This window comes from Shinella sp. 1A1 (assembly GCF_055379515.1).
In genome coordinates this window covers 1024497-1047002 of record NZ_AP039672.1, presented here as the reverse complement: position 1 = coordinate 1047002, position 22506 = coordinate 1024497, and the positions used below count along the sequence as shown (strand labels likewise).

Below are 22506 nucleotides of genomic sequence, written 5' to 3'. Positions count from 1 at the left end.
ATCTACTTCCCCGCGGCGTCGAGCAGTGCTCGATGGACACGGTCGGCGAAATCACCGACCGGTCCCTTGGTGGATTTGTAGTCCAGGCCCTGGATCACGCTGACGGTCTTGTCGTCGACGGATATGCAGTGCGAGATGAAGGATCCGCCCGCGGCGGGGCCGCCGCTGATGACGCCGAGCTGGCCTTCGAAGCGGTTGACGATAACGCGGTAGCCCGCCCCTTGCGCCTGTTGCTCGATCAGGTCCGTACAGGCATCGAGGCTCAGCGCATCCGATGCGGTTCTCTCGACGTGATAGGTGATCATGAACGGATCATCGGCCGCTGCCGCCGGCAAGGCCGCAAGGATGGTAGCCGCCACCGGCATCGCGCAAAACATCTTCATCATGCAAAACCGCCTGTCTTTCCGTTTGTATCCCGGCAATGCCGCTTTATTTCAGGATCAGGGCGATCATGATCGCCGCGAAGGCGAGGAACATGACGCTGCCGAGAAGAATGCTGGTGACTGCCTTGGCCGAAATATAGGTGCCCGCCACGCCGCCGAGGACGGACGGCCACGGATTGCCGTCCTTCTGTCCAAGCGGATACCCGCAGGCAGGGCATGAAAATGCCTTGTCGGATACGTTGCCAGTGCATTCAGGGCATGCGACGAGCGCCATTTCAGCCCCCTCCGATGATGAATTCCACGCGCCGGTTCTGCTGCCGGCCTGCGGGGTTGTCGGACCCGTCCGCATTTTCGTTCGGCGCGACGGGCGTGCTCTCGCCCTTGCCGAACGTCGTCATCCGGGCGTTGACGCCGCTGTCGGAAAGCCAGTGCCGCACGGCGGCGGCGCGGCGCTCCGACAGACGTAGGTTATAGGCGTCCGACCCCTTCGCATCCGTATGGCCGATGATCGCGACCGGGGTATCCGCCAGCGCCTGAAGTGCCTCTGCGAGGCGGGCGAGAACGGGGCGCGCGTCGGTGCGGATGTCCGACTTGTCGAAATCGAACAATACATCGCTCGGCAGGTTCACGATGATGCGCTCGCCCTCCTGCCGTGCGCCAAGTTCGGAAAGCGCAGTTTCCGTCCGCGTCCGCGTCTGCGCATCCATGTTCTTCAATCCGAAGGTGGAAGTTCCGGAGGAAACGGATGCGCCGCTCTGCTCCTTGCGCTCGGCAAAGCGGGACGAAGGCAGTGTGAATTCGGCAAATGTCGATGCCCGCTCGCCCACTGCGCCGGCGCCCGTCGTTACCGTATAGGCGGATGCCGTCGCAGGAAGGAAAAGAGAAAGCGCGAGAAGGGCGCCCTTTCTCATTGAGCCAGTTCCAGAGGGATGGTCACGCCCGGCGCGCTGCTGTCGTTTCCGTCATGCGCAGGATTGAAGACGAGGGTCACTTTCGTCACGCCGGCCGGTATGACGCCGGGAAAGATCAGGTCGCCCTCCATCGTCTGCCCGTTGCCGATCCGCATCCAGCGGTTATCGGCGATCTGGCGCAGATGCAGCCGTTTCTGCTCGCCTTCTCCCCATGCGAGATAGGCATTTTCGTCGTCGTTCATGTTGACGCTGTTGGTAACGTGGCTGTCGAAGCTCGCCAGCAACCGGACGGTTGTCGCATCCTCGCCGACAGTAACGGTCTTGACCTGTACCGTCAGGCCGACAGGAACACTGGCCTGACCACCGGTAATCGTGAAGTTGTGCTCCTCGGCATAGGCGGCGGCGGGCAACAGAAGCGTGGCGACAACCATGAATTTCTTCAGCAAGAACGACTCCCCAGAACAGATAGATCGTTCGCCACAAAACAGATGCATTATGACGGAGCTGTGACCGTTTCCCGGAAAAATTGCTGCGCGCTCCCTCTGCGCCGCAGGTGCTCATCGACGATCCTTGCTTTCCCTGAAAATAGCCTTGTCCTCCGCGCAAAGCGGCGCGTGCGACAGTAGCGTCTTATGGGAGGCAGCGATTGCTCCGATAGTCCCAGGTCTGGCCACTCTCGATGCAGACGCGAAGGGCATTGCGGTCGGGAATGATGCCGGATTTGCCGTAGCTGAGCAGCATTCCGGCGCCTCCCGCAAACGCCCAGATCAACGCGAACAGGCGGAGCCTTCGGGGCACCGGTTGAAACCAGAGCCACACCAAAAGGGCGGTGCCGGAGGTGAATGCCAGCGCCATCACGACAAACAGGGCTTCGAACGTCACTGTGCGCCTTACTATATTCCCGGATCGATTCGCCGGTCTCCAATGAACTGCTCAACCATTCACATCGAGGCAATGAGATCAATCCCGTCGAAGCTTCCGGGAAAACGTTGAGGAAATTCCCTTGGCGACATGATGTCCTTGAATTCGCATGCGAAAACAAGCAGACCTATGCATCGTTCCGGCATGGTCAGCCGGCTTCGCCGCCAATATGGTTCCCGTCTTGCCGTCCGGGTTTTCAGGATATTGATATGACACGTTTTTCCGATCCGCAGCGTCTTGAACGACTGATCGAGGGGCTGGACCGGTTCAACGCCACCCCGGGCAAGGGCACGACCCGGCTGACCTACACGCCGGAGTTCCGCCAGGCCAGCGACTATCTGCGCGGGCAGATGGAGGCCGCCGGGCTCACGGTCCGCGAGGACGCGATCGGCAATCTCGTCGGGTGCCTCGTCGGACATAATCCTGCTCTTGCTCCGGTCATGATCGGCTCTCACTTCGATTCCGTGCCGAACGGCGGCAAGTTCGACGGCCCGGCCGGCGTCATTGCCGGTATCGAGATCGCCTTCCTGTTGAAGGAGCGGGGCCTTGTCCCGGAGCGTTCCATCGAATTCGTCGCCATGATCGAGGAAGAAGGCACGCGCTTCGGCGGCGGACTGCTGGCCTCGCGCGTCATGACCGGCAAAGTGGATATGGACGAGTTCCTCGCCTTTGCCGACGATGCGGGGGTCACGGTCGCGGATGCGATGCAGGCTTACGGCCTGGATCCGGCACAGGCGCCTCTGGCTGTGCGCGAGGCCGGTTCCGTATATGCCTTCCTTGAATTGCATATCGAGCAGGGCCCCGTGCTGGAAGCCCATGCCGACGATGTTGCGATCGTCGACCGTATCGTGGGCCTCGGCCAGATCAGGGCGACGTTCAGAGGTCAGGCGGGCCATGCCGGTACGACGCCGATGAACGTGCGCCGTGACGCGCTTGTCGGCGCGGTGGCGGCGCTGTCGCAATTGCCGGACCTTGCGCGCGCCATCGGTCAGGATGCGGTGCTGACCGTCGGCAAGATGGATGTGCGTCCGGGCGGGGCCAATGTGATCCCCGATCTCGTATCCTTCACCGTCGATATCCGCGCGCCCGGGGAAGAGGTTGTCCGCACGCTGATCGACCAGGCTCGTTCGGTAATCGAACGGGTGGGCGGCAACGGACTGGGGGTTGATGTCGAGGAGCAGATATTCCTTCCCCCGGTTCCGCTTTCGGCGGAATTGCATGAAGCCCTGTCGCGTCACGCGGATACGCTCGGCCTGAAACGTCGCACCATGGTCAGCGGTGCGGGGCATGATGCTATGATCATGGCCGATTTCGCTCCTACCGGGCTGGTCTTCGTGCCGAGCCGCAACGGCATCTCGCATGCGCCGGAAGAGTGGACCGGCTACGACCAGCTCGCCAGGGGAGTGGACGTGCTCTTCTTGGCGCTTTGCGAGCTTGCCGGCGCCACGCCGCAGTCATAGACCTCAATCAAAAGCGGTCATGTCGGCTGAATGCGGTCCAGCAAGCGGATGAGGTCGGCCAGCGTGCGCGTATTCATCTTGCGCATCAGGTGACCGCGGCGCACCTTCACGGTGATTTCGCTGACACCGAGATCCGCGGCAATCTGCTTGTTGAGGAGGCCCGTCGCGACCAGCCGCGCCACGTCTTTCTCGCCGCTGGAAAGCGAGGCCCAGCGTCGTGCGACATCGGCATTCGCCGCCTCCCGCAGACGTCTTGTGCGGTCGGCCTCGATCCCGCGATGGACAGCGTCGAGCAGGTCCTGATCGCGGAACGGTTTGGTCAGGAATTCGATTGCCCCGTCTTTCATCGCCTTGACGCCCATGGCGATATCCCCGTGGCCGGTGATCATCACGGTGGGAAGGTACAGCCCGTATTCGGTCATGTGTTCCAGAAAGTCCATGCCGCTCTGGCCCGGCATGCGCACGTCGAGGACGAGGCAGGCGGGTGCGCCGGGCAAATCGAAAGCGAGGAAGTCCTGGACGGATGCGAACGATTTGGCGCGCAGCGAGACCGAGGCGAGGAGATCTTCCAGCGCCTCGCGGACGGAGCGGTCGTCGTCGATGATGTAGACGGTGGGGTCTGCCGTCTTTCCCGTGGGCGGCTGCGGCTTCATTCGATTGCTCCGATCCCCGCCGGCAGGCTGAACCGGGCGATCGCCCCGCCGTCCCTGCCGGTCTCCGCCCAGATGCGGCCGCCATTGGCCTCGATGATCGAGCGGCTGATGGTCAGGCCGAGGCCAACGCCGTCCTTCTTGGTGGTCCAGAAGGCATCGAAGAGGTGCTCGAGCTCGCCCTGGCGAAAACCCGCGCCGCTGTCGATGACGGAAAAGCGGATGCGATTGCCGTCTTCCGTCTCCGAGACGATTTCCAGCGTCTTCGCGCCGCCTGTTTTCGCCTCGATCGCCTCGACGGCGTTCAACAGGAGATTGCCGACGACCTGCCCGACCTGAACCCGGTCGGCGAGGATCGCCGGCAGGTCGTGCTGAAGGGAGAGGCGGACCGTTATGCCGCTCCGCTCAGCGCGCTCGCCGGCAAGCGCTACGACCTCGCGGACCAGGGCGTTGAAATCGAACCGCTCCCTGTGGGGCGCCTTGCCGCTGGCAAGGCCGCGCACCCGCGCGATCACCGCGCTGGCGCGGTTCGCATCCTCTACGATCCTGTCCGCTGCGCGCTGCGCATTCGCGATGGCTGGAGGCTCCTGGGCCAGCCATCGCCGGCACGCGCCGGCACTGGTGGCGATCGCTGCGAGCGGCTGGTTCACCTCGTGGGCGATCGATGCCGTCAATTCGCCGAGGCTGGTGATGCGCGCCATGCGCAGCAATCGTTCCCGGCTTTCATGGGCGGCTGCCTCGGCGGCCACGAGTTTCAGGGAAAGATAGGTGGTCACGCCGATTGCCACGATGCTGATGCCGGTATTGACGATGCCCACCTCGTAGGCACCGGAATGGGTGAGGGCGAAGCTCAGCAATGTCAGCGCCACGCAGGCAAAGGCGAGAGCCACGACGGTGCCCGCCGGAAGCAGGCGTGTCGCGACGAGGATGACGGGCGTATAGAAGACGGCAGCCGCAATCGCATAGTCGGTTACGGTATCGCCCACGAAGATGACGACCATGGCGACAGGCAACAGGACGATGGTGAGCACCAGCCTGCGTTCGAGCTTGAATTTTCCGCTGTTTGTCATCGAGGCCGGCCGTCCAGTTGTGCTCGTTTCGGGGATACCATAGCGCGCGCCGCTTGTATCGGACCTCAATCCCTGGTGCTTCCGTCCCAGGAGGCGTCGGAGACCGGCGCCTGCCTTTCCAGAAAGGCGGTGACAGCCTCGATTTCACGCGGATCGACCGCGGTGGAAACGAGTGTTGCCACGATCTCGACCGTATCGTCTCCCCGATCGGCGACTTCGACATCGCTGACCGGATAGTTCGCCTGTTCCAGCCGCTCCACCAGCAGGTCGCGCATTTCGGGCATGGCCTCGCGGCTCGAAATCACGCTGACCTCGTAGGTGGCTTCCGTCGTGCGGTCGTCGATGGGAATGCGGTTGATCATGTTGACGAGCGGACGGAGCAGCGTGTTCCCGGCAAGCACGAAGACGGTCAGCAGCACGGCCTCGGCAAGCATGTCGGTGCCGGCGCAGGCGCCGACCGCCGCCGAACACCACAGCGTCGCGGCTGTGTTCAGCCCGCGCACGTTCATGCCTTCCTTCATGATAACGCCCGCGCCCAGAAAGCCGATGCCGGAGACGACATAGGAAATCACCCGGACCGCTTCCGTCGTGCCGGCGATCCGCTGGGCGAGATCGACGAAGGCGGCGGCTCCCACCGCAACGAGGACGTTCGTGCGCAGCCCCGCCGTGCGCTGCCGATACTGGCGCTCCGCACCGATCAGTGTGCCGAGAAGGAAGGCGGCGGTGAAGGCCGCCGCCGTGTCGAGAAAGGGTAGAAGATCGAATGTCTGCAGGAATTTCATGTCGGGTGGTCCTTTGGGAAAGGGGCCTCTACCATCGGCCTTGCCGCAGCAGCCGTATGGCAACGCGGTGGAGATGGGTCGACCAGCGGACCAGCCGCAGCGTTTGCCGCCGGTTCAGAAGGCCGTGACGGGAAAGGCGAACGGCAGACCTGAACAGCACCGCGCCCGCGGCAGCGAAGGCCCAGCAGAGCCAGCGGTCGACAGCCTCCGCCTGCCACGCGGGCCCGCGAGATGACGGATGTGGCGCGGACCGGCCTTTCTTGCCGCATGAAGGAACGGATGACGGGCGTGGCATGAAACGATCGACGGGCATATCGGATCTCCCCTCGGCATTGCGGAATGGAGGTTGCGATCGGGCGGCTTCGGCCGCCCGATCGGGGCTGCGGGCCGCGTTCAGAACCATTGGCCGAAGCGGCGGATGTAGATGGTCTTCATCGTCTGGGCGACGACGCAGTAGGAGAAGAGGGTCGCGGCCAGCCAGGGGAAATAGGCCCACGGCAGCGGCTGCAGGCCGACCATCGCGCCGAGCGGCGAGAAGGGGATATAGATGCCGAGCGCGCAGACGAGCCCCGTCATCAGCATGACGGGTAGTGCCGCCGTGCTCTGGATGAAGGGAATCTTTCGGGTGCGCAGCATGTGCACGACCAGCGTCTGCGACAGCAGGCCCTCGATGAACCAGCCGGACTGGAACAGCGACTGGTGTTCCGGCGCGTTGGCGGAAAAGACGTACCACATGAGCGCGAAGGTGGTGATGTCGAAGATCGACGAGGTCGGGCCGATCCAGAGCATGAAACGGCCGATGTTGCGGGCGTCCCATTTGCGCGGTGTCTTCAGGAATTCCCTGTCCATGCGGTCCCAGGGCAGGGAAAGCTGGGATATGTCGTACATCAGGTTCTGGATCAGCAGATGGATCGCCAGCATCGGCAGGAAGGGGATGAAGGCGCTGGCCACCAGCACGGAGAACACGTTGCCGAAGTTGGAGCTCGCGGTCATGTTGAGATATTTCATGATGTTGCCGAAGGTTTCGCGCCCCTTGACGACACCTTCCTCAAGCACCATCAGGCTTTTCTCCAGCAGGATGATGTCGGCGGATTCCTTGGCGATGTCGGTGCCGCTGTCGACGGAAATCCCGACATCGGCGTCACGCAAGGCCGGCGCGTCGTTGATGCCGTCGCCGAGAAAACCGACGGTGTGGCCGTTCGCCTGAAGCGCCTTCAGCACGCGCGATTTCTGCAGGGGCGTGAGCTTGGCGAAGATCGTGCGCTCCTCGACAAGCTGCCGCAAGGCCATGTCGTCGAGAGCCTCCATGTCGCGCCCGATGACGGGCTGGCCGGGTTCGAGGCCGACCTCGCGGCAGATTTTCGCGGTGACGACCTCGTTGTCGCCGGTCAGAACCTTTACCGCCACGCCGTGCTCGGCAAGGGCGGCGATCGCCGGGCCCGCGGTCTCTTTCGGAGGATCGAGGAAGGTGAGGAAGCCCTGGACGACGAGGCCGCATTCGTCCGCAATGTCGTAGCGCGTTCTGGCTTCGGTGCCGGGTATCACGCGCGTGGCGACGACCAGAACGCGGAACCCGTCGGCATTGTAAGCGCGGGCGAGCGCGGTCAGCCGCTTGCGCTCGGCCTCGTCCAGATCGCGCAACACGCCCTGTTCCTCCACATGCGCCGAGATTGCCAGCATCTCCTCGACGGCGCCCTTGCAGACGAGCAGATGCTCGCCCCGCTCTCCCTCGACCACGACCGACAGCCGGCGGCGCACGAAGTCGAACGGCAGTTCGTCCACCTTGCGATAGTGCGGAAGCAGGGGTTCTCCTGCCGGTCCGGCGAAACGCAGGACGGCCTGGTCCATCAGGTTTCTCACGCCGCTCTGGTGCCGGCTGTTCAGCCAGGCGAGTTGCAGGACGCCGTCGTTGCGCTCGCCGTGGATGTCGACATGATGCTCGAGGATGATCCTGTCCTGGGTCAGCGTGCCGGTCTTGTCGGTGCACAGCACGTCCATCGCGCCGAAATTCTGGATGGCGTTGAGCCGCTTGACGACGACCTTGCGCCGCGCCATCGCCACGGCTCCCTTGGCGAGGTTGGACGAGACGATCATCGGCAGCATTTCCGGGGTGAGGCCGACGGCGACGGCGAGCGCGAACAGGAAGGCATCCATCCAGTCGCCCTTGGTGAGGCCGTTGATGACGAAGACGACCGGGACCATGACCAGCATGAAGCGGATGAGCAGCCAGCTCACGCTGTTGACGCCGCGGTCGAAGGCGGTCTCCGCCCGGGAGCCGGCGATGACCCGGGCGAGCGAGCCGAAATAGGTGCGCGGGCCGGTGGCGACGACGATGGCCGTCGCCGTGCCGCTGACGACATTGGTGCCCATGAAGCAGATATTGGGCAGGTCCAGAAGATCCGCCTGGTGTGCGGCGACGGCATCCGCGTCGGCGGTTTTCCCGGCAACGGCGCCGAGCGCGTCGTATTTCTCGACGGGCAGGGCCTCGCCCGTCAGGGCGGCCTGGCTGACGAACAGGTCGCGCGATTCGATGAGACGGATATCGGCCGGCACCATGTCTCCGGCCGAGAGCCGCACGATGTCGCCGGCCACGATTCCCGCCATAGGCGCTTCGCACATTTCGGGCGTGGCCTCCGCTGTCGGCCGGCGCAGCACCGTGGCCGTGGTGCGAACCATGGCCCTCAGCGCTTCCGCCGCCCTGCTCGAACGGTATTCCTGCCAGAAGCGCAGCAACGCGCTGAGAAAGACCATGATGACGACGATCGCCACGCCGACATAATCGGCGTCCTCGCCGGCGCGCAGCGGCAGGATGATATCCGTGACCGTACTGATCGCGGCGAGGACGGCCAGAACGGCGATGAACGGATTGCCGAACGCCAGCAGGAACTGCACGACTGCGTGCGGCGGCTTGTCATGTGCGACCTCGTTCGGGCCGTCCGACGCAAGCCGCTCTGCTGCCTCCGCGTCGGTCAGGCCGTCGAGGCGGCCCCTGAAATTGGCGAGCGTGGTCTGGATGTCGTTGCGGGCTTCAAGGACCGCCTGCATCGAAAGCGCCCTGTGTTCCTTGCGCGGCGCGGCAGCGGCCTTGCCTTTCATCATCATGTTCATCGTCTTGCTCCTCGTATCGCTCGCCTGCATGTGGACGAGCGGGGTCGTGCCGTGGGGTGCGATCACGGCCGGTTTCTGCGAAGTCGGTTGGGGAGAGCGTCCGCCGCGCCTGCCTGTCAGGGGGCGGCGGACGGGCCTCGTCGCGGCGGGCGCGGGTAAACGGGGATAGGACCGGTCACGGGAACTGGTCCTGCATATGGCGGATGGCCGCGCGTTTGGCGAACGGATCGCGGCAAGGCGTGGACACGTCCGCGATGATCCAGCGGCATTCCAGCCGGCCGGATACCGGGTTCGTCCGCCAGCGTGCGGTCGGGCCGCGCCGAGGCGCGGACGGGTGGGAGGTCCGTGTCCGCGGCTGTGCCGGAACGCCGGGCAGCAGGCGCGCCAGGATATGGGCCCAGCAGTGGAAGGGGTTCTTGATCTTCATGTCTCACCTCGGGGGGGCCGTCGCGGCGCCCAGGGTGAGGCTGAACATGTCAGGCTCGACCGGCCGGCCGCAACGGCGTGCTTTCTCGACTACTGTCGCTTGGCATGGTTCGGTCTTTCTCCAATGTTCCGGCCGGGGAGGACCCGTCCGGCTGACGACTGCTGGCTTACGCCTGTCCGCAGGCTCGCGCCAGCATCCATGGGGATTGAACGCTATACGTTCGCTTCTCTGGGATATACCAAGGTATATGCTTGCGGCCGGGAGAGCGCCGCCGCGCAAGATTCACAGCCGTCATGGGATGACGCTGGAGTCAGGGCGGAGCTGGGCTGCCTCGCCTCCGAATGGGGAAGGTCCGGAGCGGGGGCCGTGGCACGGGGACGACGCGATGGGGCCTCAGGAAACGAGACCTCCTCCGGATGGCAGGCTCGAAGCCGTTCCCGCCGATCCGCCTAGACCTGTGCGGCCAGCGTTTTGAGCGCGGCCGAGCGGTCGAGCCAACCGATCTGGCGGCCGCCTTCGACGACGGGGAGGGGACCGTCTGCGGCCACGAGGTTGGGGGCGATCTCGGCGATCGTGGCAGCGGCGTTCACGCCGGATGTCGATGGGCCGGTGTCGGGGGTCATGATCGATGCCACCTTGACGACCCGCGCGGGCGGTACCTTGGCGACGAAGCGGCGGACATAGTCGGTGGCGGGCTCGGTCACCAGTTCTTCCGGCGTGCCGATCTGGATGATGCGGCCGGCTTCCATGATCGCGATGCGGTCGGCGAGGCGGATGGCCTCGTCGAGGTCGTGGGTGACGAAGACGACGGTGCGGGTCTGGGTTTTCTGGAGCCGCAGCACTTCGGCCTGGAGGTCGGCGCGGATCAGCGGGTCGAGGGCCGAAAAGGGTTCGTCGAGGAACCAGAATTCGGGATTGGTGGTGAGCGAGCGGGCGATGCCGACGCGTTGCTGCTGGCCGCCCGAGAGCTGCGCCGGGAAACGCGCTTCCCGGCCCTTCAGCCCGACGGTCTCGATCAGCTCCATGGCGCGGGCCTCGGCTTTCTGGCGCGGCATTCCCTGCACTTCGAGCGGGAAGGCGACATTCCCGACGACGGTCCGGTTGGGCAGGAGCGCGAAATGCTGGAACACCATGCCCATGCGCTGGCGACGCAGCTCGACCAGTTCCTTGTCGCCGAGTTTCAGGACATCGCGGCCGTTGAAGGCGATTTCGCCGGCAGTCGGCTCGATGAGGCGGGTCAGACAGCGCAGCAACGTGGATTTTCCCGAGCCCGATAGGCCCATGATGGCGAAAACCTCGCCGCGGCCGATCTGGAAGGTGGCGTCCTGTACCGCGCCGACAAGGCCCGCGGCGGCGAGCGCTTCCGGCGTGCGCGCCTCTGCCGGCAGGCGACGGAACGCGCCGGCATCGCGGCCGAAGACTTTCCAGATGCCCTTCGCGTCGATTGCGGCCGGTGCATTCCGATCGGGTGCGGCGTCAGGCATGGGCCTCTCCTTCGTGTCTTGCAGCGCGCATCGCGCCGGATTTCAGCAATGCATCGGCGACGAGCGCGATGGCCGCGACGCAGAGGCCGGCAACGATGCCCGGCCCCGTCTCGCCGCGGGAAAGCGAGGTGTAGACTTCCTGCCCCAATTCGCGCGTGCCGACGAGGGCGGCGATGACCAGCATCGAGAGCGCCATCATCACCGTCTGGTTGACGCCGAGAATGAGCGTCGGCAGGGCGGCGGGCAGGCGCACGAAGCGGAAGGACTGCCAGGGCGTGCATCCGGACATGAGCGCGGCCTCGATGCGTTCGGAGGGCACATGCGCCATGCCGGCCATGCCGTAGCGCACGGCCGGCGCCACCGCATAGGAGACGATGGCGATCAGCGCGGAAAAGTCGCCATTGCGGAAGAGCATGACGGCTGGCAGCAGATAGACGAGGGTCGGCAGGGTTTGCAGCGTGTCGAGCGCCAGTTGCACCGGATGGTGCAGCCGGGGATGGCCCGAGACCCAGATGCCGAAGGGCAGGCCGATGGCGAGCGCCAGCGCGACCGAGAGCACCGTGAGATAGATCGAGGACATGGCGGCCTGCCAATAGCCGGTGACCAGCACGAAGAGCAGCAGCAGGAAGACGGTGAGCGCGGTGCGCATGCCGCCCAGTGCATAGCCCGCCAGCGCCAGCGCGGCGAGGACCAAGCTCCAGGGCGCGGACTGAAGTAGATTGCGGAAGGGGTTCATCACGCCGAGCAGCATGCCGGTGCGGATCGCCTCCAGCGGCTCGTAGAAATTCTGGTTGATCAGGCTGACGGCGCCATTCCAGAAGGGAGCGGTCGTCAGCGTCCAGGCGCCGGGCCAGGCCGAAAGCGCGGGCAGTGCGAGGCTGGCAACGGTCGGCACGATGAGCAAGAGCGCGGCGATCAGCGTGTCGCGCCGGCTCCACAGGCCCTGCCGTCCCGTCGACTGGTTGTGCGCGGCGGCCTGCGTCAGGCGGTCGAGCACCACGGCGAGCGCGACGATGCCCATGCCGGCCTCGAAGCCGGCGCCGAAATCGAGGCGGCGCAGTGCCCTCAGCACGTCGTAGCCGAGGCCGCCCGCGCCGATCATCGAGGCGATGATCACCATGTTGAGCGTCATCATCACCACCTGGTTGAGGCCGATGGCAAGGCGCGGCGCGGCCACCGGCAGCTCGACCTTCCACAACGTCTGCGCCCGGCTGCAGCCGGTCATGCGGGCCAGTTCCAGCGTTTCGGACGGCACCGAACGCAGCGCCAGCACCGTGGCATGCACCATGGGCGGCAAGGCATAGACGACGGTGGCGAAAAGGGCGGCGCTCGGGCCGTAGCCGAAGAGCAGCAGCGTCGGCAGCAGGTAGGAGAAAATCGGCACGGTCTGCATGACGTTCATGATCGCCCGCAGCCAGATCTCCGCATGGGCGGAGCGATAGGCCCAGATGCCCATGGCAAGGCCGAGAACGAGGGCGGCGACGACGCAGATGGCGACCGAGGCGAGGGTCGTCATGGCCGAAGCCCAGAGGCCGAAGAAGACGAGATAGGCGCCGGCGAGAAGCGTGAGGACGGCAAGGCCGCGGCCGGAAAGGCGAAGGCCGAGCAGCGCGGCGGTCAGGATCACGCCGAGCCAGCTCAGCGGCGGCGCGAGATGGACCTTGTTGAAGCCCGCACCCTTCACCCAGCCGTCGGCCAGCATGAATTTCAGCCAGTCGATCGGCATCTGCGCCGCGGCGGCCAGCGCGCGGGTGAGATCGGCGATCTTGACGCCGAAGATCGCCGCATCGCGGGCAAACCAGTTCATGCCGGTGCCGACCCAGTCGGAAACCGGCAGGAGTGCCTGATCGGAAAGATGCGTGAAGGATGCCGGCATCAGCAGACTGGCAGCGACGACGACCAGCGTCAGCGCAAGGCCAATCCAAAGGCCGTGCCCGCCTGTCGCATCCTTCGGCCTTGCCAGGACATCCGCCATGTCATGCTCCTCCCAGAGTGGACGTTTTGGCCGGGGCCGGATCGGCCAGCCCCGGCCATCCGGTTATTTTTCAGCGCAGGCCGCCCAGGAGCGCCATTTGGCTTCGTTGGTCTTCGCCCATTCCATGGCGACCTCGTTGACGGCGCGGCCCTTCACATCGACCTCGTAGACGAGATCGCCGAGCTCCTTGCCGTCGAGGGTGAACTTGCGCACGATATCATAGGCGCAGGGCCAGACCTTCTCGCCGCCGGCCCAGGCCATCTTCTTGATCCAGCCTTCCGGCTTGCCGCAGTCATGGGTCGCCGTCTTGTTTTCGCCCCAGGACGGATCCGTGTAGCAGGCTTCCTCATACGGGGGGAACTTGACGAAGGAGCCGGAGAAGACCGACGGCACCCAATGCGGCTGGTAGACCCAAAGGATGATCGGCGCCTTGCGCTCGTAGGCGGACTGGAGTTCGGCGAACATGGCCGCTTCCGTGCCGGCATGAACGACCTCGAAAGGCAGGTCGAGCGCCTTCACGCGCTCCTCGTCGAAGCCGCCCCAGCTGACGGGCGCGCCGAGATAGCGGCCCTTGGGCGCGGTTTCCGGCGAGGAAAAGGCTTCGGCGCAGTTCTTCAGCGCCTTCCAATCCGGCAGGCCGGGGCACTTTTCCTCCATGTAGGAGGGGTACCACCATTCTTCCTTGGCGTGCGGGCCGAGTTCGCCCATGTCGAGAACGTTGCCGGTCGCAAGCGACTTGGTGAAGGGCTTGTCCTGCGTCGTCTGCCAGGTTTCCAGCGCGATGGTCAGGTCGCCGGTCTCGAAGCCGGGATAGCGGGCGCTGTCGTCGGCGACGACCGTCTCCACGCTGTAGCCGTAGGTCGACAGGATGATGTTGAGGATCTCGGTGTCGATCAGCATCGAGGACCAGTCAGCCACCATCAGCTTGATCGTATCGGTGGATTCCGGCTCGAAGGCCGAGGCCGGTGCCGCGGCCCCGAGGCTGAGCGCCAGCATTGCGGATGCTATCAGTCGTTTCATGGTCATACCCCTCTTGTTTATGGTGATGTTCAGCCCTTGGCGTACCAGCCGTTGTCGACATAGAGCGCCTGCCCGTTGACGAAGCTGGCATCGTCGGAGGCCAGCCACAGGGCGGCGGCGGCCACCTCTTCCGGCTCGCAGAGCCGTCCCTGCACGGCGTTGAGATCGGCCTCGTTCCAGTTCTGGCCGAGGCCGTCGAGCTCGACGATCTCGCGCAGGCCGTGCGCCGTCTTGACGAAGCCGGGGCAGACGGCGTTGGCGCGGATGCCGCGGTCGCGATATTCGATGGCAATGGAGCGGGCGAGCTGGAGAACCGCGCCCTTGGTCATGCAGTAGAGGCTTTCCAGCGCAAAGCCCTTCTCCCCGCCGATCGAGGAGGTGATGACGATCGAGCCGCCACCGTTTTCCAGCATGTGCGACACGGCCTCGCGGCAGACGACGAAGGCCGAGCGGACATTGATGTCCATCAACCGGTCGTAATCCGCATCCGTGCTTTCGTGCAGCGGTTTGACGATGATCGTGCCGGCATGGCTGAACAGCGTGTCGACGCGCCCCCACTTGGCCGTAACGGCGGCGAACGAGGCGCGCACGGCCGCCGTGTCCGTCACGTCGGTTTTCAGGAAGACGGCCTCGCCGCCCGCGGCCTCGATTTCGGCGGCGGCTTCCTCGCCGGCAGCGGCCTGGATGTCGAAGATGGCCACCCGCGCTCCGGCTTCCGCGAACATCAGGGCCGCTGCGCGGCCCATTCCGTTGGCGCCGCCGGTGATGATCGCCGTCCTCCCCTCGAGCCGCCCTGTTGCGGTCGTTCGTCCGACGACCTTCGACGCGATGTTCATGGCGTTCCTCCCGAATGGATCATTGGTATGGACTTAATACCAATGAATCGGAGCGCAGTTGTCAAGCGTCTATTTAGGCAGCCGTGAAATTTAGGATTTTCCCAATCGGGAAAGCGGCTTGCCGCATTGTTCTGCCGGAATGTCTCAGGCTGCGGACCGGGTCATGCGGCGGATCGCGGCCCAGAGCATGCCGTGCAGGTCGGCCATTGCGGCTTCGGCCGCTTCGGCGTCTTCGCCCTGCAGAGCGTGCAACAGGCCTTCGAAGGATCGCACCGCCTCGGAGGCGGAGCTGTCGGGCAATGCGCCTTCGAAGGGCAAAAACAGTTCGGCGAGGCCATCCTCGATAGCGCGGGCCAGCAGCGGGTTCTGCGAGGCGTCGCCAAGCGCGAGCAGGAACAGCGCCTCGGCCTGTTTGCGCTGTGGCGCGGTCCCGGCGGCATGCATCATGTCCGTCGCCTGGCGCAGGCGCTTGAGGTCGGCCATGCCGCGCCGGGCGGCGGCCAGGCGCGCGGCGGCGAGCTGGTTGACGGTCAGGAATTCCACCACGCGCATGGCGGCCGCCGGTGCGCGCGACATCCGGCGGCGCGCAAGCTGGGTCAGGCGATCCTCATCTGTGACGAAGGCCCCGCCCTGGGCGCCGCGGCGCACGGTGATGTACTGGTTGGTTTCAAGCACGCGCAAGGCTTCGCGCAGCGTCACGCGGCTGATGCCGAACCTGTCGGAGAGCTGGCGCTCGGCCGGCAGCCGCTCGGCGGGCAGCAGGAGGCCTGAATGGATCTGCCGGCGCAGCAGATCGACGGCGAGCCCGTGCGCCGCCTGCGGCTCGACAGGTCTCAGGCCCCAGAGCACGGGTCACACCGCTGTGAATGTATTGTCGACGAAGATTTCCGCGCCGTTGACGAAGCTCGAGGCATCCGAGGCGAGAAACAGGGCGACTTCCGCGACCTCCTCGGGCTCGCAGATGCGGCCCTGCATGGCGTTGACGTCGTTTTCCGACGCGAAAATCCCGTAGCCGCGCAACTGTTCGATCTCATGTTCACCATGCTGGGTGCGAACGAAACTCGGGCAGATCAGGTTGGACCGGATCCCCTGATCTCGATACTCGACGGCCAATGCCCGCGCAAGTTGATGCATGGCGGATTTCGAGGCGCAATAGAGCGCCTCGAGATGGGTCGCCGCGCGCACGCCGGTGGTCGAGGTGAAGACCAGCACGCCCTTGCCCCGCTCCAGCATTTCGGGAAGCACGAGCCTCGTCATCAGGAAGGCCGACTTGGCATTGTTGTCCATCAGCTCGTCCCATTCCTCCAGCGTGCATTCGAGGAACGGTTTCACGATGATGATGCCGGCATGGTTGAACAGGACGTCGACTTGGCCGAAGGCGTCCTTTGCCGCCTGATAGGCGATCTCCGCTTCCTCCGGGCGCGACACGTCGGCATGGACGAAGGCGACGTCGAGACCGCGGGCGCAAAGCGTTTCGACCAGATGCCGGGCGGCTTCCGCATCCCGGTCCGCGATCATCACGCGCGCGCCTTCTTCGGCAAACAGCTTCGCGCTCGCCGCCCCGGCGCCCTTCGCGCCGCCGGTGATCAGGATCGACTTCTTCAGGAGACGTTTCATGGTATGAGAAATAGACCAATAAGGGCGGCAAGTCCAGATGGACAGAAGCCGCCCGGGAAGCTGGTCCTAGATGTGATACGTTTCCGTATGTCCGTCGACCGCGATGGCCTGCCCGCTGATCATGCCGGCGGCCGGCGATGCGAGGAACTGGCAGAGGTCGGCGATCTCCTTCGGTTCGGTAAAGCGCTTGATGGATTGGCCGCTGGTATATTCACGCCGGATTTCGTCCGGCGACGTCGAGCGCAGGTTGGCCTCGGCGGCGATGACGCGGTCCATTCGGTCGCCGGAGACCGAACCGGGGCAGATCGCGTTGACGCGGATGTCCCAGTCGCCGAGCTCGATGGCCATGGACTTCGTGAGGCCGATGACCGCCCATTTCGCCGCCGCATAGGGCGTCCGCAATCCGTAGCCGAACAGGCCGGCGGTGGACGACAGGTTGATGATGCTGCCGCCGCGCTTCTCCTTCATGAGGGGGATCGCGCATCGGCTCGTCAGGAACTGGCTGTTCAGGCACACGTCGATACATTTGTACCAGCCGTCGATGGCGATGTCTTCCAGCCGCCCGGTCGGGCCGGCAATGCCGGCATTGTTGATGAGGACGTCGAGGCCGCCTGCCTCGTCCTTCACCGTGGCAAACCATGCCTCGATTTCCTCCGGCGAGGTGACATCGACCCGGCTTGCCCTGATGGCGGGATTTTCCGCCGACATGGTTTCGACCGCCGAGGCATCGGCGTCGGAAACGAAGACACGGTGGCCGGCGGCCGCGAACGCTTCGGCGACCGTGCGGCCGATCCCCGAGGCGGCGGCGGTAATCATGACGGTGAGAGGCGCGGACATTATGCTGCTATCTCCAGAAAGAGGACGATGCGGGCGGCATCGCCGCCGCCCGCATTTTGGGCCGTCTTATACGTTCGTCAGCCAGCATTTGACCGGCGCGAGCGCGTTCATCAGCGGCGCGTTCGGATCGTCGGTCCACCCGCCGACATTCTGGCCGACGGCGTCGATGAAGTTGCTGAACATCGGCACGATGGTACCGCCCTCGTCGCGGATCGTGAGAGCGAGCTTGCGGTAGAGATCGACACGCTTGCCGGCATCGAGTTCGCCGCGGGCGAGGACGACGGTCTTGTCGAACTCCTCGTTCGAGAAGGCGGATTCGTTCCAGGCGGCGCCCGTCGTGTAGATCGTGGAATAGACCATGTCCTGCGTCGGCCGGCCGTTCCAGTACGAGGCGCAGAAGGGCCGCTTGTTCCACACGTCCGACCAGTAGCCGTCGCCGGGGATGCGCTTGATTTCCAGCGGAATGTTCGCCGCGGCGGCACTCTGCTGGAAGATCTGACACGCATCGACCGCGCCGGGGAACGCCACTTCGGAAGTCTCGATCAGGACTGGGCCCTCGTGGCCGGACTTCTTGAAATGGAAGCTCGCCTTGTCCGGATCATAGGCGCGCTGCTCAAGATCGTCGGCGAAGAACGGGTAGAACTTGTTGATCGGCACGTCGTTGCCGAGCGTGCCGTGGCCGAGCAGCACCCGGTCGAGAAGGGACTGACGGTCGATCGCGTATTTCAGGGCGAGGCGCAGGTCGTTGTTGTCGAAGGGCTTGGCGTTCGTGCGCATGACGAGGACATAATGGCCCCGGCTCGGAACCGACTTGACCGCGACGGTCTTCAGGTTCGCCACGAGTTCGGCCACCTTCGGCGCGACACGGTTGATCATGTCAACCTGCCCGGACTGCACGGCGGCGATGCGGGCGGTGTCGTCGTTGATGATCGTCACGTCGAGCGTATTGGCATGGCCACGGCTGTCATCCCAGTAGTCGGCATATTTCTCGAAGACGTAACGCACGCCGGGCTGCTGGCTGACGACCTTGTAGGGGCCGGCGGCGATGCCGTCCGCCGGGTTGGCGCGACCGCCGTCGGGCTGGATGAGAAGGTGATAGTCCGCCATGATATAGGGGAAGTCGGCATTCGGATCGGCGAGCTCCGCGATGAATTCGTTGCCGGAGGCCGTCATCTTCGTGATGCCCGCCATCAGGCCGAGCGCGGCGGAATTGCTCGAGCTGTCGGCATGACGCTTCATCGTCTCGACGACGTCGTTCGCGGTCACGGACTTGCCGTTGTGGAAGGTCACGCCCTCGCGGATCTTGAAGGTCCAGGTCTTGGCATCCTTGGAGGAGCCGAATTCCGTCGCCAGGCGCGGAACGATCTCGCCCTTGGCATCGACTTCGAGCAGCTTCTCCCCGAACTGCGCCATCAATGTATTGGGGCCCTCGCTCGCCGCCAAAGCGGGATCGAGCGTATCCGTCGTCTGGCCGCCGCCAAGGCCGACGCGCATCGTGCCGCCCTTTACCGGCCCTTCGGCGCGCGCGGCACTGGTCAGAAGACCGGAGGCGAGCGCCGAGGCGCCCAGCATTGCGGCGCGGCCCAGAAACGACCGGCGGTCCATCTTTCCGCGGGCGACCAGATTGGCCAGATACTTCAATTCGTCAGACATCGGTTCCTCCTCCCAAGCTGGCCTCCCGGCGTCGGCAGCCCCTTTTCCATCCGGGACGCCGCGGCAGTTTCAGCGCCGGGCCAGCACTGGAGGCTCGCATGTCTGCCGGGCGCGACATGACTATTCTGGACATGATTTTGAGGAATCCGGACATGGCTCGATTCCGGGCCGAGCGGCGGACCCCGGCCAGATCGCGGTGTGCGACCGGTCGGCGAGCAGGGGGCGCCCGCGCAATCAGCGGGATAGGTTATCAAGCCGCGAGAGGGGAATGGGGCGTGACCTGTCCCACAGACGGCAAGGGCTTCGGCGGGATGGGCGCCGGATCCAGCCATTGCTTCCTGAGCGCCCGGCTCTCATGCGGCGACATGCCTTCGAAACTTCGGTACATCTTCGAGAAATGGGAGGCGGAAACGAAGCCGCAGGCGACGGCGATCTCGACGACCGGCATCGTCGTCTGCCGCAGAAGGGACCGTGCGCGCTCGATCCTGAGGCGCATGTAATATTTGCCCGGGCTGCAATCGAATGTGCCGCGGAAATAGCGCTCCATCTGCCGCCGTGAAATCCCGGCCCTGATCGCGACGAGGCTCAGCGCGATCGGATCGGCGATGTTCTCCTCCATGATCCCGACGAGCGTTCGAAGGTTCGGATTGTCGACGCCGAGGGGCAGCATGTAGGGCAGCCGTTGCCGTTCGGAACCGTCGCGGAGGCTGGCGACGATGGCGAGCTGGCAGATCGCGGCCGCCGTGCCCCTGCCTTCCTCGCGTCCGATGATCTCCAGCATCATTTCGAGCGAGGAGGTGCCGCCGGCGCAGGTGTAAATTCCGTCATCGACCGCAAGGATCTGGGCGCTCGGCTGGACGTCGGCAAAGCGCTCGGAAAACGCGGCGAGGTTTTCCCAGTGGATCGTGCATCGGCGCCTGTCGAGCAGGCCGGCCTGGGCGAGCAGGTGCGCGCCGGTGCAGACGGCGCCGAGCGTGATGCGCGCCTTCCGGCATTCGCGCAGCCAGCTCGCAAGGCTCCGGCTGGCGTATCGCTCGACGTTCTGACCGGAGCATATGACGACCATTCGTGCGGCGGCGGCCCGCGTCTGGCCCTTGGCTTCATCGAGCGACAGGTCGGCGCCGAGCTGGAGACCGCAACTTGCCCGCACGGGCCCGCCGTCGGACGAGACGATCCTCCACGCGTATTTCTCGCGGCCGAGGACCTGATTGGCGAGACGGAGCGTTTCGAGCGCCGTGGTGAAGGCGAGCATGGTGAATTCGGGCGTGATGTAGAAGTAGAAGACGCTCTTCGGCCCGGGAGCGGCGTTCATGGGGCTCTTCCTCCTCAGAGCCCGAGGGCGTGGCGCTGTCGCGCCGCGAAGCCCTGGATCAGGCGGTCGGCCACCAGCGCGAGGATCGCCATCGCGGCGCCCGCCGCGACCCCCAGCCCGACATCACCCTGGCCGAGCGCGAGATAGATCTGCTGGCCGAGGTCGGTGGTGCCGATCAGCGCGGCGATCACCAGCATCGAGAAGGCGTAGAGGATCGTCTGGTTGAGACCGAGCAGGATCGTCGGCGCGGAATAGGGAATCCTGACCTCGCGCATGACCTGCCATTCGTCCGCCCCGGAGGCGACGGCGGCCTCGATCAGCTCCTCCGGCGTGGAGGTGAGGCCATGCTGCGTGTAGCGGATCATCGGGACGATGGCGTAGGCGCAGATGGCGAGGAAGGCGGAAAATTCGCCGATCTGGAAGAACATCAGCACGGGAATGAGGAAGACGAAGAGCGGGATGGTCTGGAGGAAGTCGCAGACCGGGCGCATGACCCGCCAGGCGTTCTCGCTGACGGCGCACAGCAATCCCAGTCCGCCGCCGGCGACCACGCAGACGAGGACCGAGGCCGCGCAGAGATAGAGCGAGAGGAGAGCGGGCTCCCAAAGTCCCATCAGGAGGACGGCCCCCACCATCAGCACGGCGAAGGCGGAGAGCTTCGGCCCGCCGGCAAGCCAGCCGAGGCCGCCGAGTGCGACGAGCACGAAGGGCCAGGGCAGGTTGGCGATCCCGGTGACGAGGATGCCGGTGGCAACCAGCAGCGACAGGCCGGCAAGCGCACGATTGCGCAAGCCCAGCACGACCGCGGCGGCGGCAGCCACGCTGAAGACGGCAATGCTGATGCCGGTGGTCCACTGGAACCCCCAGGTGAAGGGGAGCACGGCCTCGTCGAGGCCGATGCGCAGCGGCAGGAGGACGAAGAACATCGTGGTGTTTTTCAGGCCCTCGAGAACGGCGCCGTTCGCGGCGGTGAAGGCGCCGAGATAGCGGTCGATGACGGCCGTCGTGCCCTTGAACGCCGCAAAGTCGTTCGCGGCGGGAAGCAGCGAGCCCTGAAGGGCGGCAATGACGATGCCGAGCAGGAGGATCGCAGCCGTGACCTTCCACGAGTGCCGCTTGCGATCCCGCGCAAGGGCGCTGCTCATGCGATCGGCGAGGACGGCGAAAATCACGATGACGACGCCGGCGATCAGGCTCTGGCCGAAGGCGGCCTTGCGCATCGTCAGCAGCACTTCCCAGCCGATATCGTTGAAGCCGCCGATGACAGCGGCGATGATGACCATCGACAGCGCGGCCATGATGGTCTGGTTCACGCCCACCATGATCTGCTGGGCGGCCGAGGGGATCTCGACGAGGATGAGTTGCTGGGCGCGCGTCGCGCCGTTCATGATGGCGGCTTCGCGGATATCGGGCTCGACGCGCTGCAAGCCGAGAAGGACGTTGCGCGCCATCGGCGGGGCGGCGTAGATCACCGACGCGATGAGGCCGACCACGGGGCCGAAGCCGAACAGCAGCAGAAGCGGCGTGAGATAGGCGAAGGTTGGGACCGTCTGCATGATGTCGAGCATGGTTTCGACCGCGCGCCGGACCGCGCGGAACTCATAGGCGAACACGCCGATCAGACCGCCGACGATGAGCGCGAGGGGCACCGAGACGAAGACCAGCGCCAGCGTGTTCATGCTGGCGACCCAGTACCCGCTGGCAAGGACGAAGCCGAGGCCGGCCAGCACGAGCGCGACCATGCGTTTGCCGCCGATGTGCCAGCCGAGCGCAGCGAGGACGCCGATCGTCAGGGCATAGGGCGATCCGACGAGAAGCCGGTTCGCGCCGACCATCGGATATTCCAGCAGCTTGGCGACGAAGCGTGCGGCCGGTTTCAGGAACTCGAAGGCTGTCGTCAGGCCGCTGCCGATCCACGCCGTCGCGGGAAGCGTCAGCGCCTGCGGCCAGGTCCTGATCCAGGCCTGACTGGGGGCGAGTAGAAGACAGGCCGCGCCGACGAGCACGCAGAGGAACGCGACGCGCACGCCGGGCGTCAATCCGTTCATGCGCGTCTTCTC

21 protein-coding genes are annotated in these 22506 nt (G+C 65.3%); 1 reads left to right on the top strand and 20 read right to left on the bottom strand.

Annotated elements, in window-relative coordinates; genetic code table 11:
- Window positions 1-2: 2 nt before the first annotated feature.
- The 5 genes from ACZ48C_RS21620 to ACZ48C_RS21600 all read right to left on the bottom strand — a co-directional run bounded on the left by ACZ48C_RS21620 (window position 3) and on the right by ACZ48C_RS21600 (window position 2176).
- Complete coding sequence (locus ACZ48C_RS21620) at window positions 3-386, bottom strand: DUF6180 family protein (RefSeq protein WP_318912866.1); 384 nt, start codon at window positions 384-386, stop codon at window positions 3-5.
- A gap of 43 nt (window positions 387-429) precedes the next feature.
- Window positions 430-657: a hypothetical protein gene (locus ACZ48C_RS21615; RefSeq protein WP_318912865.1), complete on the bottom strand. Its 228-nt coding sequence runs from the start codon at window positions 655-657 to the stop codon at window positions 430-432.
- Window position 658: 1 nt separating this feature from the next.
- On the bottom strand, window positions 659-1294 hold the full coding sequence (locus ACZ48C_RS21610; RefSeq protein ID WP_464782916.1) for an OmpA family protein: 636 nt from the start codon (window positions 1292-1294) through the stop codon (window positions 659-661).
- Window positions 1291-1740: a hypothetical protein gene (locus ACZ48C_RS21605; RefSeq protein WP_464782915.1), complete on the bottom strand. Its 450-nt coding sequence runs from the start codon at window positions 1738-1740 to the stop codon at window positions 1291-1293. The genes ACZ48C_RS21610 and ACZ48C_RS21605 overlap by 4 nt, the downstream gene beginning before the upstream one ends.
- A 184-nt stretch (window positions 1741-1924) precedes the next feature.
- A complete protein-coding gene (locus tag ACZ48C_RS21600; protein WP_464782914.1) occupies window positions 1925-2176 on the bottom strand; it encodes a DUF3176 domain-containing protein in 252 nt (83 codons plus the stop codon).
- Between the two features lie 107 nt (window positions 2177-2283).
- Here ACZ48C_RS21600 and ACZ48C_RS21595 point away from each other — a divergent pair, with 107 nt between their 5' ends.
- Entirely contained in the window at window positions 2284-3675 is a 1392-nt protein-coding gene (locus tag ACZ48C_RS21595; protein ID WP_464782913.1) for an allantoate amidohydrolase, read from the top strand.
- 17 nt (window positions 3676-3692) lie between these two features.
- Here the strand turns inward: ACZ48C_RS21595 and ACZ48C_RS21590 are convergent, their stop codons facing one another.
- The 15 genes from ACZ48C_RS21590 to ACZ48C_RS21520 all read right to left on the bottom strand — a co-directional run bounded on the left by ACZ48C_RS21590 (window position 3693) and on the right by ACZ48C_RS21520 (window position 22494).
- Entirely contained in the window at window positions 3693-4328 is a 636-nt protein-coding gene (locus ACZ48C_RS21590) for a response regulator transcription factor (RefSeq protein ID WP_464782912.1), read from the bottom strand.
- Window positions 4325-5395: a sensor histidine kinase gene (locus ACZ48C_RS21585; RefSeq protein WP_464782911.1), complete on the bottom strand. Its 1071-nt coding sequence runs from the start codon at window positions 5393-5395 to the stop codon at window positions 4325-4327. The genes ACZ48C_RS21590 and ACZ48C_RS21585 overlap by 4 nt, the downstream gene beginning before the upstream one ends.
- Before the next feature lie 65 nt (window positions 5396-5460).
- Entirely contained in the window at window positions 5461-6177 is a 717-nt protein-coding gene (locus ACZ48C_RS21580; protein ID WP_119255076.1) for an MgtC/SapB family protein, read from the bottom strand.
- 393 nt (window positions 6178-6570) lie between these two features.
- The gene (mgtA, locus tag ACZ48C_RS21575; RefSeq protein WP_464783971.1) at window positions 6571-9285 is read right to left on the bottom strand and encodes a magnesium-translocating P-type ATPase; all 2715 of its coding nucleotides are present in this window, start codon (window positions 9283-9285) and stop codon (window positions 6571-6573) included.
- 175 nt (window positions 9286-9460) lie between these two features.
- Window positions 9461-9712: a hypothetical protein gene (locus ACZ48C_RS21570; RefSeq protein WP_464782910.1), complete on the bottom strand. Its 252-nt coding sequence runs from the start codon at window positions 9710-9712 to the stop codon at window positions 9461-9463.
- Between the two features lie 449 nt (window positions 9713-10161).
- Window positions 10162-11196 (bottom strand): quaternary amine ABC transporter ATP-binding protein, encoded by a 1035-nt coding sequence (locus ACZ48C_RS21565; RefSeq protein WP_464782909.1) that lies wholly within the window; start codon window positions 11194-11196, stop codon window positions 10162-10164.
- On the bottom strand, window positions 11189-13171 hold the full coding sequence (locus ACZ48C_RS21560) for an ABC transporter permease (protein WP_464782908.1): 1983 nt from the start codon (window positions 13169-13171) through the stop codon (window positions 11189-11191). The genes ACZ48C_RS21565 and ACZ48C_RS21560 overlap by 8 nt, the downstream gene beginning before the upstream one ends.
- Before the next feature lie 63 nt (window positions 13172-13234).
- Complete coding sequence (locus tag ACZ48C_RS21555) at window positions 13235-14191, bottom strand: ABC transporter substrate-binding protein (protein ID WP_162911241.1); 957 nt, start codon at window positions 14189-14191, stop codon at window positions 13235-13237.
- Between the two features lie 29 nt (window positions 14192-14220).
- Window positions 14221-15027 carry an SDR family NAD(P)-dependent oxidoreductase gene (locus tag ACZ48C_RS21550; RefSeq protein WP_119255070.1) on the bottom strand — a complete coding sequence of 269 codons (807 nt, stop codon included), beginning with the start codon at window positions 15025-15027 and terminating at the stop codon, window positions 14221-14223.
- Between the two features lie 144 nt (window positions 15028-15171).
- Entirely contained in the window at window positions 15172-15876 is a 705-nt protein-coding gene (locus ACZ48C_RS21545; RefSeq protein WP_245424740.1) for a FadR/GntR family transcriptional regulator, read from the bottom strand.
- A 3-nt stretch (window positions 15877-15879) separates the two neighbouring features.
- On the bottom strand, window positions 15880-16644 hold the full coding sequence (locus ACZ48C_RS21540) for an SDR family NAD(P)-dependent oxidoreductase (protein ID WP_119255069.1): 765 nt from the start codon (window positions 16642-16644) through the stop codon (window positions 15880-15882).
- A 66-nt stretch (window positions 16645-16710) separates the two neighbouring features.
- Window positions 16711-17481: an SDR family oxidoreductase gene (locus ACZ48C_RS21535; RefSeq protein ID WP_464782907.1), complete on the bottom strand. Its 771-nt coding sequence runs from the start codon at window positions 17479-17481 to the stop codon at window positions 16711-16713.
- Between the two features lie 66 nt (window positions 17482-17547).
- On the bottom strand, window positions 17548-19134 hold the full coding sequence (locus tag ACZ48C_RS21530; protein WP_119255068.1) for an ABC transporter substrate-binding protein: 1587 nt from the start codon (window positions 19132-19134) through the stop codon (window positions 17548-17550).
- Window positions 19135-19384: 250 nt separating this feature from the next.
- On the bottom strand, window positions 19385-20446 hold the full coding sequence (locus ACZ48C_RS21525; RefSeq protein ID WP_464782906.1) for a GlxA family transcriptional regulator: 1062 nt from the start codon (window positions 20444-20446) through the stop codon (window positions 19385-19387).
- 14 nt (window positions 20447-20460) lie between these two features.
- Complete coding sequence (locus ACZ48C_RS21520; protein WP_464782905.1) at window positions 20461-22494, bottom strand: ABC transporter permease; 2034 nt, start codon at window positions 22492-22494, stop codon at window positions 20461-20463.
- Between the last annotated feature and the right edge of the window lie 12 nt (window positions 22495-22506).